The sequence below is a fragment of the Paraglaciecola sp. MB-3u-78 genome, assembly GCF_002835935.1.
Taxonomy (GTDB): domain Bacteria; phylum Pseudomonadota; class Gammaproteobacteria; order Enterobacterales; family Alteromonadaceae; genus Paraglaciecola.
Genome location: NZ_PJCF01000005.1, coordinates 184,623 through 202,234, shown reverse-complemented (window position 1 = coordinate 202,234; position 17,612 = coordinate 184,623). Strand labels below are relative to the sequence as shown.

General features: G+C 41.1%; 17 protein-coding genes. 15 read left to right on the top strand and 2 right to left on the bottom strand.

Going from position 1 to position 17,612, the window contains the following annotated elements; genetic code table 11:
• The first annotated feature begins 101 nt into the window (after positions 1-101).
• From spoT to CXF95_RS11905, 7 genes are all read left to right on the top strand, one after another.
• Entirely contained in the window at positions 102-2,216 is a 2,115-nt protein-coding gene (gene spoT / locus CXF95_RS11935; protein ID WP_101198922.1) for a bifunctional GTP diphosphokinase/guanosine-3',5'-bis pyrophosphate 3'-pyrophosphohydrolase, read from the top strand.
• 49 nt (positions 2,217-2,265) lie between these two features.
• Positions 2,266-2,652, top strand: coding sequence for a RidA family protein (locus tag CXF95_RS11930; RefSeq protein ID WP_101198921.1), 387 nt, complete (start codon positions 2,266-2,268; stop codon positions 2,650-2,652).
• Positions 2,653-2,686: 34 nt separating this feature from the next.
• Positions 2,687-3,367, top strand: a complete 681-nt coding sequence (trmH, locus tag CXF95_RS11925; RefSeq protein WP_101199283.1) for a tRNA (guanosine(18)-2'-O)-methyltransferase TrmH — start codon at positions 2,687-2,689, stop codon at positions 3,365-3,367.
• Positions 3,368-3,499: 132 nt separating this feature from the next.
• Complete coding sequence (gene recG / locus CXF95_RS11920; protein WP_101198920.1) at positions 3,500-5,575, top strand: ATP-dependent DNA helicase RecG; 2,076 nt, start codon at positions 3,500-3,502, stop codon at positions 5,573-5,575.
• Positions 5,568-6,410, top strand: coding sequence for a class I SAM-dependent methyltransferase (locus CXF95_RS11915; RefSeq protein ID WP_198556572.1), 843 nt, complete (start codon positions 5,568-5,570; stop codon positions 6,408-6,410). Before recG ends, CXF95_RS11915 begins: the two co-directional genes overlap by 8 nt.
• A 222-nt stretch (positions 6,411-6,632) precedes the next feature.
• On the top strand, positions 6,633-6,842 hold the full coding sequence (locus CXF95_RS11910; RefSeq protein WP_157828137.1) for a hypothetical protein: 210 nt from the start codon (positions 6,633-6,635) through the stop codon (positions 6,840-6,842).
• The gene (locus CXF95_RS11905) at positions 6,808-7,092 is read left to right on the top strand and encodes a hypothetical protein (protein WP_369809310.1); all 285 of its coding nucleotides are present in this window, start codon (positions 6,808-6,810) and stop codon (positions 7,090-7,092) included. The genes CXF95_RS11910 and CXF95_RS11905 overlap by 35 nt, the downstream gene beginning before the upstream one ends.
• Before the next feature lie 29 nt (positions 7,093-7,121).
• Here the strand turns inward: CXF95_RS11905 and CXF95_RS11900 are convergent, their stop codons facing one another.
• Positions 7,122-7,970, bottom strand: a complete 849-nt coding sequence (locus CXF95_RS11900) for a LysR family transcriptional regulator (protein ID WP_101198917.1) — start codon at positions 7,968-7,970, stop codon at positions 7,122-7,124.
• Positions 7,971-8,213: 243 nt separating this feature from the next.
• Between CXF95_RS11900 and CXF95_RS11895 the strand changes: the two genes are divergently transcribed.
• The 8 genes from CXF95_RS11895 to CXF95_RS11860 all read left to right on the top strand — a co-directional run bounded on the left by CXF95_RS11895 (position 8,214) and on the right by CXF95_RS11860 (position 16,153).
• Positions 8,214-9,659, top strand: a complete 1,446-nt coding sequence (locus tag CXF95_RS11895) for a RimK family protein (protein WP_198556592.1) — start codon at positions 8,214-8,216, stop codon at positions 9,657-9,659.
• Between the two features lie 2 nt (positions 9,660-9,661).
• On the top strand, positions 9,662-10,819 hold the full coding sequence (locus CXF95_RS11890; RefSeq protein WP_232787805.1) for a GNAT family N-acetyltransferase/peptidase C39 family protein: 1,158 nt from the start codon (positions 9,662-9,664) through the stop codon (positions 10,817-10,819).
• Positions 10,820-11,608 (top strand): RMD1 family protein, encoded by a 789-nt coding sequence (locus CXF95_RS11885; protein ID WP_101198914.1) that lies wholly within the window; start codon positions 10,820-10,822, stop codon positions 11,606-11,608. It begins immediately after the preceding gene.
• A 486-nt stretch (positions 11,609-12,094) separates the two neighbouring features.
• On the top strand, positions 12,095-12,511 hold the full coding sequence (locus CXF95_RS11880) for a hypothetical protein (protein WP_101198913.1): 417 nt from the start codon (positions 12,095-12,097) through the stop codon (positions 12,509-12,511).
• A gap of 152 nt (positions 12,512-12,663) precedes the next feature.
• The gene (locus tag CXF95_RS11875; RefSeq protein WP_101198912.1) at positions 12,664-13,584 is read left to right on the top strand and encodes an ABC transporter ATP-binding protein; all 921 of its coding nucleotides are present in this window, start codon (positions 12,664-12,666) and stop codon (positions 13,582-13,584) included.
• A gap of 2 nt (positions 13,585-13,586) precedes the next feature.
• Complete coding sequence (locus CXF95_RS11870) at positions 13,587-14,375, top strand: ABC transporter permease (RefSeq protein WP_101198911.1); 789 nt, start codon at positions 13,587-13,589, stop codon at positions 14,373-14,375.
• A 12-nt stretch (positions 14,376-14,387) separates the two neighbouring features.
• Positions 14,388-15,539 carry a sensor histidine kinase gene (locus tag CXF95_RS11865; protein ID WP_101198910.1) on the top strand — a complete coding sequence of 384 codons (1,152 nt, stop codon included), beginning with the start codon at positions 14,388-14,390 and terminating at the stop codon, positions 15,537-15,539.
• Positions 15,536-16,153, top strand: a complete 618-nt coding sequence (locus CXF95_RS11860; RefSeq protein WP_101198909.1) for a DNA-binding response regulator — start codon at positions 15,536-15,538, stop codon at positions 16,151-16,153. Before CXF95_RS11865 ends, CXF95_RS11860 begins: the two co-directional genes overlap by 4 nt.
• A 149-nt stretch (positions 16,154-16,302) precedes the next feature.
• Here CXF95_RS11860 and CXF95_RS11855 read toward each other — a convergent pair whose 3' ends face one another.
• Positions 16,303-17,484 carry an acyl-CoA dehydrogenase gene (locus tag CXF95_RS11855; protein ID WP_101198908.1) on the bottom strand — a complete coding sequence of 394 codons (1,182 nt, stop codon included), beginning with the start codon at positions 17,482-17,484 and terminating at the stop codon, positions 16,303-16,305.
• Positions 17,485-17,612 lie beyond the last annotated feature (128 nt).

Here is a 17,612-nt window from a genome sequence, read left to right as displayed (position 1 = left end):
GCTCTATTTTAACGGCTTTTCATCAATCTGATGTTTAGCCGTTGGCTTCCCGCCAAATTCCCCGTATTCTTAGTTTATTAACTATTTTATAAGCGTTTAGTGTGTATCTTTTTGAAGGTTTGAAACAAAAGCTGGAAGCATATTTACCTCCCGACAAGGTGGCGGATACTCTGCGCGCTTTTATCGTAGCCAGAGATGCTCACAGCGGACAAATGCGTTCCAGTGGTGATCCTTACATTACCCATCCTGTTGCAGTAGCTGGTATCTTAGCTGACATGCACCTTGACCATGAAACCTTGATGGCAGCCTTATTACATGACGTGATAGAAGATACTCACCACAATAAAGAAGACTTAAGTCGACAATTTGGTGAAACAGTAGGCGAACTCGTAGAAGGAGTCAGCAAACTAGAAAAAATTCACTTCAGCAGCACTCAAGAAGCTCAAGCAGAAAATTTTCGCAAGATGATGATGGCCATGGTCCAAGATATCCGTGTCATTCTAATAAAACTAGCCGATCGCACCCATAACATGCGCACTTTAGGTTCTTTACGTCCAGATAAGCGGCGGCGTATTGCCCGCGAAACATTAGAAATATATGCGCCGATTGCCCATCGCTTAGGTATTCACCAAATTAAAAATGAGCTTGAAGAATTGGGTTTTCAAGCTATGTACCCGATGCGCTATCGTGCATTAGGCAACGCCGTGAAACAAGCCCGTGGTAACCGCAAAGAAGTCATTGAAAATACCCGCAAAGAAGTTGCAACACGTTTAGCTGCAGTTAAAATAAACGCGACTGTCACAGGTCGCGAAAAACATCTGTATTCGATTTATCGTAAGATGAAAAATAAAGAATTGATGTTCAACGAAGTCATGGATATTTATGCTTTTCGGGTGGTAGTAGACTCGGTTGATCACTGTTATCGGGCGTTAGGTGCTATGCATGGCTTATACAAACCCATAGAGAGTCGCTTTAAGGATTATATCGCTATCCCTCGTACTAATGGCTATCAATCATTGCATACATCGTTGATTGGTCCACACGGTATTCCGGTCGAAATTCAGATCCGTACCAACGACATGGATCATATGGCTGACAAGGGTGTGGCGGCGCATTGGGTCTATAAAGACACCAAAGACAGTAATGATACAACGGCACAAGTCCGTGCGCGGAAATGGATGCAGTCTTTGATTGAGTTACAACATAGCGCCAGTTCTTCTTTTGAATTCATAGAGAACGTTAAAACAGATTTATTCCCAGACGAGATTTATGTGTTTACACCCGATGGCAGAATCATTGAGTTGCCTCTTGGCGCAACAGCAGTTGACTTTGCCTATGCGGTGCATACTGATGTAGGTAATTCTTGTGTGGGGGTAAAAGTAGAAAGACGCACATTTTCACTGAGTAAACCATTGGAAAATGGTCAAACAGTTGAAATCATCACCTCTCCCAGAGCCAAACCCAATGCTAACTGGCTAAATTTTGTAGTCAGCGCCAAAGCACGTTCCCGTATACGTCATTATCTGAAAAACCAACGATCTGAAGAAGCAATAGTAATGGGTAATCGCTTACTCAGGCATGCTTTGGGGAAAGTGAAACTAGATAAACTACTGCAAACAGATATTGATCGCGTTGTGCTCGAAACCAAACATAGTAGTTTCGATGAACTTCTAGCAGACATTGGCCTAGGCAATGAGCTTAGCGCTATAGTAGCAAGACGATTGTTAGGTGAAAATACTGACCTATCGGATAAACAAAGTAAGGTTGCGATCCGTGGTACCGAAGGTTTATTGGTTTCCTATTCGCGCTGCTGTCACCCTATTCCTGATGATGAAATTGTTGCCGTCTTAAGTCCAGGAAAAGGCATGACGATTCATCAAACTGGTTGCAGTAATATTCGTAAACTAAGTAAAGAAGAGCCTCACCGTGTGTTAGTCATGCGATGGGGAGATGATGTACTTGGTAATTTTCACGCTGCGCTACGCATTGAGTTAATTAATCATCAAGGTACCTTAGCCACATTAACCAACACTGTTGCGAGATGTGGTTCGAACATTGTTGGATTACAAACCGAAGAAAAAGAAAGCAACGTTTATTATATTGATATTGAGCTGACCATCAAAAACCGTCTGCAACTAGCCAATGTTATGCGTAGGATCCGTACCATGCCAGAAGTACAGCGAGTATCTAGGCATAGTCAAGCCAAACAAAATTAGGCATCCCCTAATTCACACATCCATCTATAAATAGAAAAAGGTAACTATTATGTCTCTTTCCGTTATTCAAACCGACAAGGCGCCGCAAGCTATTGGCACATATAGCCAAGCGATTAAGAGCGGCACCACAGTGTATATTTCTGGGCAAATCCCTTTGGTACCAGAAACCATGCTAGTTATATCTGAAGATTTTTCCGAACAAGCCCATCAGGTATTCAAAAATGTGCAAGCTGTATGCGAAGCGGCTGGGGGCTCAACTAATCATCTTGCCAAAGTGAATATATTTCTAACCGATTTATCTAATTTTGCTACCGTAAATGAAATCATGAGTCAGTATTTCAAACAACCTTATCCTGCTAGAGCAGCGGTACAAGTCAGCGCTTTACCCAAAGGTGTGCAAATTGAAATAGACGGTGTGATGGAGTTGCCTGAGTAAATATTTAGGACTTATTATGTCAGTAGAAGCCTTTATGTCCCCTGAGCGTTATGCTCGGATCAGGCATTTTCTCAGTCTACGTCAACCTAGCTTAACCTTGTGTTTAGAACAGCTACACAAGCCGCACAATGTTTCTGCCATTGTGCGTAGTTGTGATGCGGTAGGTGTGTATGAAGTGCATGCAGTCTGGGATAAAAAACCAGAAATCCGCAAAAGTACCGCTATGGGCAGCGAGAACTGGGTGTATACCAAAGAACATTTATGTATTGCGGACGCGGTAAGTCATTTAAAAACACAAAATATGCAGGTGCTAGTCACAAATTTATCTGAAACTGCAGTCGATTTTCGTGACATTGACTACACCCTTCCTACTGCCATCATTCTGGGCCAAGAAAAACATGGCGCAACGGAAGAAGCGGTAGCAGCAGCTGACCAAGATATCATTATTCCTATGGTAGGCATGGTGCAATCACTCAATGTATCAGTGGCTGCAGCACTTATTTTGTATGAAGCCCAGCGACAAAGGCAACTAGCGGGTATGTATAAAATCCAACAGTTAACAGAACAAGCCTGCCAAAAAATGCTGTTTGAAGGTGGTTTCCCTAAACTTCGAGAAGTATGTGACCGTAAAGGGTTACCTTATCCACATATCGACACCAATGGACATATTCACGCAGATGAAACATGGTGGAAAAAAATACAGTTGACTCGCTAAACCTTGCGTAATCTTGTTAAATCTTCGAGTATACTTAGCTATATAAATTTGTGATGACTCGGACCGATATTTGTTAGCTAATCTGACGACACCTTCCTATAAATATGACTTAACACATCTGGTGTGTAGGTTATGAAAGGGCTAGCCCAAACACCTATCACTGAACTAAAAGGTGTGGGCGCCAAAGCAGCAGAAAAACTAGCGAAGCTGGCCATTGTTTCTGTGCAAGACTTACTGTTTCACTTACCCCATAGATACGAAGACCGCACTCGTATTTATCCAATAGTAGATTTACAACCTCACTTACATACCAGTATTCAAGGTGAGGTAATGTCGTGTGATATCCAGTTTGGCCGCAAGCGAATGTTAGTTGTGCGGCTCAGCGATGGAACCGGGACTGTCACTTTACGTTTTTTTCACTTTTCAGCTGCGCAAAAAAACAATCTTGAAATAGGCACTACTATTCGCTGTTTTGGTGAAGTCAAAGCGGGTAAATATGGCCTTGAGATCATGCACCCGGAATATAAATCGATAAACCTCGATAACCCCCAAGTCATGCAAGAATCACTTACGCCTATATATCCTGCCACTGAAGGCATCAAACAAATCACACTACGAAATTTAACTGAACAAGCACTGAAGTTATTGAACAAAGGAGGTTTAGCTGAACTCTTACCAGAAGGCTTATACCAACATCAAATAGGCTTAGTTGCAGCTTTACACTTGGTACACCGGCCACCACCCGATGTGACCTTATCTTTATTTGAGGAAGGTAAACATCCCGCTCAACAACGTTTAATTATGGAGGAGTTACTCGCGCACCACCTAAGTGTCTTGAAAGTCCGTCAACAAAGTAAACAACAATTGACGTTTCCAATCAAACCTAGTGCTGATTTACTTAATCAGTTTTTAAAAAACTTACCTTTTAAACCTACAGGCGCACAACAGCGTGTAGTCGCTGATATCCAAGATGATATGCAACAAAACTGCCCTATGATGCGCTTGGTACAAGGCGATGTAGGATCTGGCAAAACCGTGGTAGCCGCTATGGCGGCATTATCTGCCATCGGCGCGGGTTATCAAGTGGGGCTGATGGCACCCACTGAACTATTAGCCGAGCAACATTTCAATAATTTCCGTCAGTGGTTTGAACCATTAGGTATAGAAGTAGGTTGGTTAGCCGGGAAGTTAAAAGGTAAAGTCAGAGAAAAGGCGTTAGCTCAATTAGCCAATAATGAAGTAAAAATGTTGGTAGGCACCCATGCTATTTTTCAAGAAGCCGTCACCTTTTCATCTTTGGCTTTGGTAATAGTTGATGAACAACACCGTTTTGGTGTGCATCAGCGTTTAGCATTGCGTGAAAAGGGTGCATCTCAAGGTGCATTTCCCCATCAATTAATTATGACCGCCACCCCCATTCCCCGTACTTTGGCAATGACCGCCTACGCTGACTTAGACACTTCAGTTATTGACGAATTACCGCCGGGCAGAACGCCAGTAAAAACCGTTGTATTACCTGATACTCGCCGCGACGAAGTCATTACAAGAGTGCGTAACATTAGCGTTGAGCAAGGTAGACAAACCTACTGGGTCTGTACTTTGATTGACGAATCTGAATTCTTGCAAAGCCAAGCTGCCGAAGATACCGCGATTTTATTACGTACGGCACTGCCTGAACTTAAGGTGGGCTTAGTGCACGGCAGACTAAAATCCAATGAAAAACAACAAATAATGGCAGACTTTAAAGCCGGTGAACTGGACTTATTAGTGGCAACTACTGTGATTGAAGTGGGTGTTGATGTACCGAATGCTAGCTTGATGATCATCGAAAATCCAGAACGTTTGGGGCTAGCACAATTGCACCAATTGCGGGGACGCGTAGGTCGTGGCTCAGTAGAAAGCCATTGTGTACTGATGTATCAAAGCCCCCTATCTAAAACAGCTAACAAACGTTTGGCCGTGCTTAGAGAGTCTAATGATGGCTTTTATATTGCTCAACAAGATCTGGAAATTCGTGGACCAGGTGAGCTGTTAGGCACCAAACAAACGGGTTTAGCCGATTTAAAAATAGCGGACCTCATTCGTGATGCAGAACTTATCCCCCAAGTACAAAATATTGCTAACCATCTATGGGAGCAATATCCATCAAACGCCCAAGCTATAGTGAATCGATGGTTAGGTAACAAAGAGCATTTTGGTCATGCATAGGCCCGTTATGGATAGCCCTATTTTGCATAACATCCTGCATAACACCCCAGTCACTGCGCCCCGAAACGCAGCACCCGAATTAATCATTCAGGCCCAACAAACCGCTGCAAAATGGGGACTGGTGTATCGTGAAAACACCGATTCTGGTTTAGCGTTGGTACAGCAAGCTTATCACTTAGAACTACGACAATTAGACGAACCCAAAGTTGGCGCAATAGTAGTCGATTTTGCTTCAGATGCACTGACGTTCAGACGTTTACATGGTGGCGGTAAAAAAGAAGCCATTGCCAAAGCGATTGGCTTAAAAGGTAAAGACAGTTTACACGTACTGGATGCCACAGCAGGTTTGGGACGAGATGCATTTGTGTTGGCTAGTTTAGGTTGTGTGGTTGACATGATTGAACGCTCTCCCATTGTTGCTGCGTTACTTCAGGACGGCCTAGACCGAGCTTCATCTGATGACGAACTCGGTGCTTGGGTACCAAACCACATGCGCCTGTTTCATGGAATCGCGGTTAACCTGTTACAGAGCTGGCAAAATACCAACCCACCTGGGGCAAGACCAGACGTGGTGTACCTTGATCCTATGTTCCCTCATCGAAAAAAGAATGCCGCAGTGAAAAAAGAAATGCGCTTATTTCAACAGTTACTGGGCCCAGACGAAGATGCCGACTTGTTACTGGAACCGGCTTTAGCATTGGCGAAAAGTCGGGTGGTGGTTAAACGCCCATCTGGCGCAGCATTTTTGGCAGGTAAAAAACCACACATTGAAATGTTAGGTAAAGCCAATCGCTTTGATGTTTACATGACGCAACTTGTAAAAAAACACCCTTGACCGAAATGACAAAACATATTTTTTAACATGCGTTGTTGTTCGATGATTTCAATGCCCAGTGCAGTAATTTGTAAATATATTCAAGGATCCCATTAAGTTTGTTGTCGCCACTTAAATTGCATAATTATGACACTGATACTTTCATCAATCTTTTTGCTCTTTAGGAACAAATTATTTCGTTTTCAAATTTTATCATTCCGCTTGATAATGAGGATGCAACTATTGCAAAATTTTAATAACCCCTTTTTGGACAAAGTAATGAGCAAAAATTTTCATTTAAAAAAAAATGATTACGAAAAAATAAATGGTGCTGCAAAGCATAGGTTTAATGCTGAATACAGCGATGAATTAGAGCTTAGATCAAAAAAAGGTAAAAAAGTATCCCAGCGAAGAGCCGATGAAAGACTCCGCCAAATCGCTGAATTACATTAATGAATTTTCACAAATTGAGAATATGATGAAGAAAGTATTATTCACATTAGGTTTATTATTAGCAACAACCGTCATGGCTGATGAGCAACCTATTGCAGACAAAGAGTTGATTGCCGAACTTAAGCAATATTGTACAGAATTAGCCCAAGAAGAGGGTACTGATGGTAAAGAATTAAAGGAGTTTATGCTGGAATGTGTAAACGAAGAGCTAGACTCGGAAGGCTATCAAACTCTGACCACTTTAGTATAAACGTCTATAATATCTCCCAAAAGGGTGCATCAGCACCCTTTTTTGTTTGTTAGCATCTGTGTAAACACATCAATAAATTGAACTAGCCTAGCATTTTTTGTTTGTTTCAAATAAATCAAAAACACCTTTACTGATAGCGGTGCTAAAGAATCAAGCATCACCAACTCTCCCTTGTTAACCAAGGTTTGTGCAATTTCCTCAGGTAAGATAATCACACTTTTGTGTGTAGACAGATAACTCAAAGCAACTTGAAGTGAGCCAGTACGGATGCCAGCCTTTTTTATTTCTGGATAACTTTTTTCTATCACTTCGTTGGTTTTCAGACCCCAGTCCAGCGAAATATTCAGGTGTTCAAGAGGTTGTTCAGCTAATGCGACTGAACAATAAAGCGCCAACATCGACTCACTTAGTTCGAGTATTTCCACATCGTCAGATTTAAAAGGCACCGTTGTCAGAGCCAAGTCTATGCTGTGCTCGTGTAACATACGACTAAGCTGTTCGTTACTGCATACCTCTGCTCTTATGGACACATCTTCAAGGTGGCTGTTCACCGCATCCAAACCTTGCTTTAAATATAGATCCCAAGCATTAGGAGTACTAGCGATACTCAAGTATTGAATACTTTCTTCATTCATTGCAGCACGTGCCTGTTCGAGTGTATCGGCAAGCGAGGCAGCAAAAGGCAGTAATTTTTCGCCTGCAGCTGTGAGTTGCAAACTATTTCTGTTTCGTACAAAAAGCGCCGAATTAAAATATTCTTCAAGCTGTTTAATACGTGCACTGACTGCTGACTGAGTCAAATACAAGTTTTCAGCGGCTTTACCAAAATGCCTCGTTTGCGCCACTTCCATAAAGGTCACTAGGAATCGAATATCCATAAAAATCACAAAATAGTAGAGATAGGTTTTGATGCCTTAATGATACCAAGCATACAAAAACAAACTTAAAAAAGAATAAGCAGTATTCTGCTATTGCGTGATGATTTTAGCCACTATTTATTTGCTCCTAACGATTAAAATTTTTAAGGATGGAATGTATTCACAAACCCAATAAAAGACGTAGGATCCGCCAAATTTCGTGGTACTAAAGGCGCCTAACTAAAATGTGTTTGCATGAATAACATACGTAAAAACCTCATTGTCTTAAACGATAGTCACGGTATCGAGAGCGTTAACGGGACAATTGTTAATTTTAACCAATACTTAGCAGAGTTTCCAAAGAAGGGAAATATCACCACTAGATTGATTAATTTATGTGATCCTACTCAATATTTGAGTCAGGGCTACTATTGCTCACTGTTAGCAGAAGCGCGACAGCATCAAGTGCTGCCTAGTGTGAGTACCATTAACGACTTAACTTGCCAGCCGGAAGGCTTAGTACTGGTTATACCTAATAATATTTCCCGAGTGTATCCCAAGGATAAGTCTAGTGATGTACTAGTTTATTTTGGTTGGCATAACGACGAAAACATTAACAAAATCGCGCAATATGTGTTCGCACAATTCCCCGCGCCAATTTTAAAGTTAGTCTTAAATTGGCGCGACAATAAGTTGTTTGCGACACTCGGTTTATTTGCACTAGCGGGGCTAAGCACAGATCAGCATATAACGTTGCAACAAAGATTAGACAACTTCACCAATAATGTGTGGCGTAGTAACAAAAATCGTAAACGTTTCCGCTGGGATATGGCGATACTGGTTAATCCTCAAGAAGATACTCCCCCGAGCGACCAAAAAGCCTTAAGTCATTTTATAAAGGCCGCCAATAAGTTTGGTATTAATGCTGAGCTGGTCACTGTTGATCAAATCGGCTTACTCAATCGCTACGATGCATTGTTTATTCGTGAAACAACCGCTATTCGCCATCACACCTACCAACTTGCAAGGCAAGCTGAAAAAGAAGGATTGGTGGTAATAGACGATGCCACATCAATCTTGCGTTGCTGCAACAAGGTATTTTTACATGATGCCTTTAGTTACAACTCAGTGCCGTCGCCTAAAACACAATTTGTGTCTGATGCAACACCGTCCACACTTGAGCAATTAGAACAAGATTTCAGCTATCCTATGGTTTTAAAATTACCAGAAAGTTCGTTTTCTAAAGGCGTTTTTAAGGTTGCTGATCGTGTTGCGCTAGAGCAAAAACTGAGCTCGATACTTGCCGACTCGGCGATCATCTTGGTACAAGAATATTTATACACCGAATATGATTGGCGAATTGGTGTGCTAAATGGTCGCGCTATTTACGCCTGTCGATATCACATGGCTAGGAATCACTGGCAGATTTATAACCACGGGGCGAAGCGCTTTTCGACTGGTGACTTTGAAACAATGGCCACCTTTGAAGTACCGCGCCAAGTGTTAGAAACCGCGGTGAAAGCTTGCTCCTTTATTGGTAGCAGCTTATATGGTGTGGATTTAAAACAACTTAGTGACAAAGTGTATGTGATTGAAGTGAACGATAATCCCAGCATCGAACATGGTGTAGAGGACCGTTATCTTGGATACGAATTATATATGCAAATTATGCAAGAGTTTGCCAACCGCCTTGAACAAAGAGGCCGATAATAATGGCTGCTTTTGCAATGAACGAGACCAGTGTAGCGAACTTAGATAATATTGAAATACGTGACGTCACGTCAGCAGATTTGACACAACTCATCGCTTTAGAAAAAAGCTGCTTCGCAACCGACAGGTTGAGCAAACGCAGTTTTTCACATTGGATTAAGGCCAAGCATAGAGTGTTTATGGTAGTACTGCAGGACGATCAAATCATAGGTTATGGTTTAGTCATAATGCGCAAAGGCACACGTTTGGCGCGACTCTATTCTATTGCTATTGACAAAAATATCGAAGGCAAGGGAGTTGGGCGTCAACTCATGTTGGCCTTAGAAATCCAAACGGTAGCCGCCGGTAAATTATTCTTAAGACTAGAGGTAGAAAAAACCAATGAACGTGCCATTGGTTTATATCAGTCAATGGGATACAAAATATTTGGTGATTATGCCCATTACTACGAAAATAATGGCGATGCGTTCAGAATGCAAAAGCCTATACGTCAGGCCGCAAAGCATAAGCAACTGCCCTCTTATCCTTGGTATGCACAAACAACCGACTTTACCTGCGGACCGTCAGCTTTAATGATGGCTATGGCTAGCCTGTCTGAGCAAACAGTTATGGAACAACCTTTAGAGTTTGACCTGTGGCGCGAAGCAACCACTATTTTTATGATGGCCGGCCATGGTGGTTGCCATCCCCTGGGTTTAGCATTAGCCGCCGAAAAAAGAGGATTCAAAACTAAGGTATACATCAATCAACCCTTACCTTTATTTACCTCAGGGGTTCGCCAGCAAGTTAAAAAACACACCATTGAGTTGATAGAACAGCAATTTCAGTCAAGGGCACAACAACAAAACATTCCCGTGGTTTATGCAGACTTCGATTTAAGCGCATTAAAGGATGCTCTTAAAAATGGTTGCAAGGTATTAAGTTTAATTAGTACTTATCAAATGGACGGTTACAAAGTACCCCATTGGGTGGCGATTACCGCGATAGACGAAGAATGCCTGTATCTACATGACTCCAGTGTGCCAGAACAACATGCAGCAGGATTCGACTGCCAGCATATTCCTGTCGCCTTGGATGACTTTATTAAGTTATCGAGTTACGGAAAAACAAAATTACGCACAGCTTTAGTGATTTCCAAAGCTAATTTTAAGGAGCAGTAAATGACTATTAATTTTGTGACTAATGAAGTTGATGTGTCGTTGTTAGGGGACAATATTAAACTAGATGGCCTAAGTGAAAAAATTGGTCAGACATACTTTGTGAAACGTTTTCGCGATGCATTAAGCATAACCACGCCTAAAGGTCAGGTCTTTGTTTTTGATTATGGCGTCATCATATCTTGGGGTATAAGTGACAGCAAAAAGTCGCAACTAGCTGATATGATCAACGAATATGTGGTGCAACTCAACATACAAAAAGATCGCGAGCACTATGTGTTCGAAGTATCAGAAAATGCCACGGTTTCTATGATTAACGATCACATTATTTTGCCCGATTACAAAACCATGACCTTATTGGCAGTCAGTCATGCACTGGCGCAATCCGCCAAACTTGGTCGCTTTGAATCATTAGCCGAACGCGCCATTAAAGATAATGCTTATCTGTCTTTAACCTTAGCAAATACCGGAAAAATACCCTTAAGCCGTAAAAAACTTTCGATGTTACGTGGAGCATTATTTAGTACTAAAAGTGATATTTTGTTGCACTTTAACTTACTCGATACACCTGAGTTTTTTTGGGAATATCCAGAGCAAGAACAAAAATATTTAATCGTTAGTCGCTACTTAGACTTAAAACCACGAGTAGAGCTGTTGACCATGAAGTTGTCGGCCTTAAATGAGCTAAATGAAATGCTTGCAGCAGAGCAGAATCACAAACACTCATCATTCTTAGAGTGGATTATTATCATTCTAATTGCGGTAGAAATTGTACTGTTTTTTGTGCATTAAATCTTGGAATTGCTACTACTACAGTGGCAATCTTCCACTATTTATTAAGCCACTTATCATCCCCACAAAACCTCCTCCAAACCCTAAGATTAATCCACACCAAAAACAGATATCTAAGCGCAATCGCATATTTTTTTGTTTGCTGGTTTTAAATTCAGATTGGCAAAGCTCACTTGATACCGTTCGACGAAGGTTAGTGACTTGATTTTCTGAAACATAATGACCGGCCTCCTTAGCTTAATTTATTTGTCCAACATAGCTAAGGCACGACGAGTTAAAAAAGTGTGACAAATATTTTTAATTTTAATTAATCCCTCCATTCTAGGTTGCTAGACAAATTGCTCTGGCTGTTCACTCAAGACTTTTTTTAGCAAAGCAGCAAAACTTAAACTATATAAGTAAGTGATAAGACATACAAAAGTTCTAATATGCTTTCAATATCCAGTAAACATCTGCATAAACGATTCAGTCATGAGGTAATTTAAAATGGAAACAAAAGATATTGCAGATCTATTTATCGCTGCCACTGGGAAAATCGAGTTCTACTGGAACTTTTATACCGTCACCCTACTTGTACTTATCGGATGGCTAATTTCAACTAAAAAGATCCTGCGACCAGGATTAAAGTGCCTTATTACAGTTGGCTATTTGGTTTTTGCATTAATGAATATCCTTGGATTGTGGGGTTCATATACATTTGCAGAAGCCCTTAGGCAAGATTTATTGATTGCAGCGCAGTCGGCCCCTGACACTCTCAAAAATGCGCAGACGATTCTTTCAAAAAGTTCTTTTTCTAAGCAAAAAGTATCAGTGCTGATAATTCACGGCGTACTTGGAGTATTTGTACTTTCTGTTATTTGGTTTGGACGTTTAGGTGAATTGCGTGAAGATAACAAAAACTGATCTATAGCAATATCATTCAAGTCTGTGTAATAACTGCCCATTGCTCAAACATGACAATTGTCATTCCCTATTGATGACAGCTGTCTCTAACTTATTAGCTTTACTTCATTCATAGTTTGCATACGGTTTAAACACTCAAGCTAGATACCAACATGCAACTAGAACACACTTATGAGCCACACATACATCCACATGTGATTGCCTCGGTTTATGGATTGAGCAAATCATTTGCAGGTAAAAAGGCCTTAGATAATATCGACTTAGAGATCAAGTCGGGACAAGTTTTTGCCATACTTGGAGCGAATGGCGCAGGTAAAACCACCTTGATCAATATTTTGCTTGGGCGGCTTAACGCCGATTCGGGTGATGTGAGTGTATTTGGTGTCAAAGCGGGATCTTTACAGGCTAAGCGTCAAGCGGGCGCCATGTTACAAGTGGCTAATTTACCCGAAACATTAAAGATCAAAGAACATATTCAGCTATTTCAAAGTTATTACCCCCACCCTATGGACTACCAAAAAGTCATTAATTATGCAGGTTTGCAGGATATGCAAAATCGCTATTCTAAAAAGTTATCCGGTGGTGAGAAGCAGCGGCTTTTGTTTGCTTTAAGTATTTGCGGTAATCCCAAGTTATTGTTTTTAGACGAACCCAGCGTGGGCATGGATGTTGCAGCTCGACAAGGTTTATGGCAAGCCATTCGCGATTTAAGAGCCAAAGGTACGGGAATAGTCTTAACCACACATTATTTGGAAGAAGCTGACAATCTCGCCGATGAGATTGTGTTGTTAAAGCAAGGAAGAATCATTAGAAAGGGCAGCAGTGATGCGATAAAAGCCAGTATCAGTCACACCACTATTCGTTTTAGTCGTACAGAAAATCATCACGTATTCAAACCACTCCCAGCAGTAGTAAATGTACAACTCGTTGGTAAATTTATCCAGATACACACTGAAAATGTGAATCAAACCTTGCTGGCATTGTTATCTGCCTACCCGAATATACAAGAACTCACTGTATCTAGCGCAGGTTTAGAAGAAGCCTTTTTACATTTAAACGCTGAGGGAAAGTAAACATGAATAACATTCAAAGCATAAACACCACTCAGAATATCAACATTTTGCAAATTTTGAACATTTACCGATTAGAGACCAAATTTGAGTGGCTCAAAAGCATCCGCAATCCTGCTTTCGCTTTACCAGCGATATTATTCCCTGCCTTGTTTTATACTTTTTTTGGGGTGTTAATGAATCAGCATAATCCTCAAGCTGCAACCTACTTACTATGTACATATGGCACCTTTGGCATAATTGGCCCCGCTTTGTTTTCCTTTGGCGCAGGCTTGGCGGTAGAGCGCGGACAAGGTTGGTTAGATATCAAAGATGCATCTCCTATGCCTGGGTCCGCTCAAATTGTCAGTCGCTTGTTAGTGTCTATGGCATTTTCAGTGATGGTGTTAGTTAGTTTAGGTATAGTCGCCTTTACCATGACAGGTGTGAGTTTGTCTTTGGTGCAAGTGCTGAGCTTATCTATCATTTTGGTATTGGGTGGCTTACCCTTTTGTTTGTTAGGCTTAACGCTTGGGTTATTGCTAAAAGCAGAAAGCGCACCTGCAGTGGTTAATCTAGTGTATTTGCCCATGTCATTTTTATCTGGTTTGTGGATCCCTATCACTATGCTGCCAAACTTTTTACAGACTTTTGCCGAGTTTCTGCCACCATTTCATTTGTCTCAATTGGCGTTAAAAGTAGTTGCACTGGATGCAGGTGGCTCTGTAGTTCATCATATAGTTATATTGGCGTCATTTACCGTAATATTTTTTATATTAGCTATCATGGCTTTCAATAAAAAAAGTGTCAGTTAGAAGGAAAAGCGGGTGATAGATACTTTAAAAAAAATCGATGCATGGTTATTACCTAGAAATCTCAATGAACAGTTTTCGCCATACGTATGGTTGATTTACCTGCCGTTATTTTTTGTTCCTGTGATCATTTTTCATCAAGACCCGATGGATTTTGTATGGACCTTCTTAGCTGTGATTACCTTTTTGGGACTATATTTTCATTCCCATTGGGTTAAAAGCAAACTGACGATATATCATATAGTCGGCATAGTATTGATTGGCACTTTAGCTACTTTTGTTACTCCCACCGCTAGTACGTTATTTGTCTACGCAGCTGCTTTTTGCAGCAGACTAAAACCTCTTAAATATGCCTTTGCGGTGTTAATGGGTATATTGCTATGGATAACAGGTATTAGCTGGATCTTTGATTTTGTAATCTATTTTTATTTGCCTGCCCTGACATTTACCTTGATCGTGGGCATATTGAATATCTATCAATATGCTTTGCATCAAAATAAACAAGAGTTGGTTTTATCCCGCAAAGAAACCCAACGTTTAGCCCAAGTAGCCGAAAGAGAGCGTATTGCCCGTGACCTGCATGATTTAATTGGACATACCTTTTCAGTGATTACTATAAAAGCCGATCTTGCAGGGAGACTCTTGAATAAGGGTCAAGATAAAGATCTCGAAAAAGCCCGTGGCGAAATTAAACAACTACAAGACATTTCTCGCGCGGCCTTAAGCCAGGTTCGCGAGGTGGTGTCGGGTTATCGCACCAGTGATTTACTCAGTGAACTGGCTAACGCCAAAAATGTATTTTCGAGTGTCGATATACATTTTGACTATCAGTTTGAAAATATCGATGAACAACAAATCGAGTTAGACTCAGCGAGTAATAAAGAACTAGCCATAGTGCTGCGCGAACTGGTAACAAACATTATTAAACACGCCAATGCCACTCAAGTAAACGCAACCATCAAGCTTAACAATGGCAAGATCGTATTAGCCATGCAAGACGACGGACAAGGTTTTAATAATTCACATCACCAAGGATTTGGCATTAAAGGCATTGAAGAGCGTATTCAAAAACTTCATGGCTTTGTAAGCATCAAAAGCGGTGGCGATTTTAGCGGAACATTGAGCGAAATTGGCTTGCCTATGGCGACTAGAGACTCATCACTATGAAAAAAATCAACATTCTTTTGGCTGAAGACCAAACTATGCTGCTCAATGCTTTGGCGACTATTTTAGATTTAGAAGACAACCTACATGTGGTCCAAAGCTGCGCCAATGGCAAGCAAGCCTTTGACTACATTCAATCAACCGAAAGTGAGCGAGTGGACATTGTACTCACCGATATTGAAATGCCAGATATGACAGGATTAGAACTCGCGCAAAAACTTTTTGAATCAAAAGTCCCGAGTAAAACCATAATTTTAACTACCTTTGCTCGAAGTGGGTACTTACGCCGAGCTATGGATTCAGGTGTAAAAGGCTACTTATTAAAAGACTCACCCTCTCAAGACTTAATCGACGCTATTCAAAAAGTACATCAAGGCGGGACTGCGATTGCGCCAGAATTGATGGTGGAATCATGGATGGAAAAAGATCCACTTTCAGACAAAGAACGCCACGCTTTACGATTAGCTAAAGATGGACTTTCCACCGAAGATATAGCCAAAAAACTATTTTTATCCACGGGCACTGTGCGTAATTATCTATCTTCAGCATCCAGCAAACTCAACGCTAAAAACAGGATAGAAGCAGCCAGAATTGCCCATCAAAATGGTTGGTTGTAGTTCGACTTAACTTAAGATACTTTTTGATTATTCCTCGAGTATTTGTTCAAAAGCTACGCGGCTTTTTCAAGCAACGTTTTATAGATAAAATGAAGCCTCAACTAAGCGGCTTCAATCGACATCTATACAGTTGCCAAATTCGCTAGTGTTTAATAAAACGCCTGAATATCGGTGATGGCTCGTCCTAAAATGAGGGCATGGACATCATGAGTACCTTCATAGGTATTCACTGCTTCTAGATTCATGACATGGCGGATCACGCCATATTCATCACTGATACCGTTGCCACCATGCATATCACGTGAAACCCGAGCAATATCAAGAGACTTACCACAATTATTACGCTTCATTAGAGAAATTAATTCAACTGGACACTGATTTGCATCCATCAAACGTCCCATTTGTAAGCAGCCCTGCAAACCAAGGGTAATCTCCGTTTCCATATCAGCCAATTTCTTTTGAATTAACTGATTGGCAGCCAAAGGACGACCAAATTGTTCACGATCTAAGGTGTAAGTTCTAGCAGCATTAAAACAAAATTCTGCTGCGCCAATCGAGCCCCAAGCAATACCGTAACGGGCTTTATTTAAACAACCAAAAGGCCCTGCTAACCCTTTAATTTCTGGGAACATGTTTTCTTCTGGCACAAACACGTTATCCATAACAATTTCGCCCGTTATCGAAGCACGTAAAGAAAACTTACCTTCAATTTTCGGTGCAGATAAACCCTGCATGCCTTTTTCCAGCACAAAACCACGAATTTTACCTTCGAGTTTGCCCCACACCACAAACACATCGGCTATGGGTGAATTGGTGATCCACATTTTATTGCCCGTTAATGCATAACCACCGTCCACTTTTTTGGCGTGAGTGGTCATCGATGCAGGATCACTACCTGAGTTTGGCTCAGTCAAACCAAAACACCCTACCCATTCACCAGAAGCCAATTTAGGTAAGTACTTCATGCGTTGTTCTTCAGTACCGTATGAATATATTGGGTGCATAACCAGTGACGATTGCACACTCATGGCGCTGCGATAACCACTATCCACACGTTCGACTTCACGAGCAACCAAGCCATAACTGACATAATTGACGTCACTGCCACCGTATTGTGAAGGCAAGGTCGCCCCCAACAGTCCTAACTGCCCAAGTTCATTCATTATTTCGCGATCGAAGTGCTCATGTCTATTGGCTTCAAGCACACGTGGTAGCAGTTTTTGTTGGCAATAATCATGAGCAGTATCACGGATCATGCGCTCTTCTTCGGTAAGTTGGCTGTCAAGAAACATCGGATCTTGCCAGTTAAAAGAGGTTAACTTTTGGCTCATAGGGTGGCTCCGTTTATATATTTTTATAGGCAATAGTCTAATTTATAGGATTACTCTATGCTTAAAACAAGAATAAATATAATATATAGTTTTTATATTTTCGATAATTTTTTATTATAGAGTGTTGT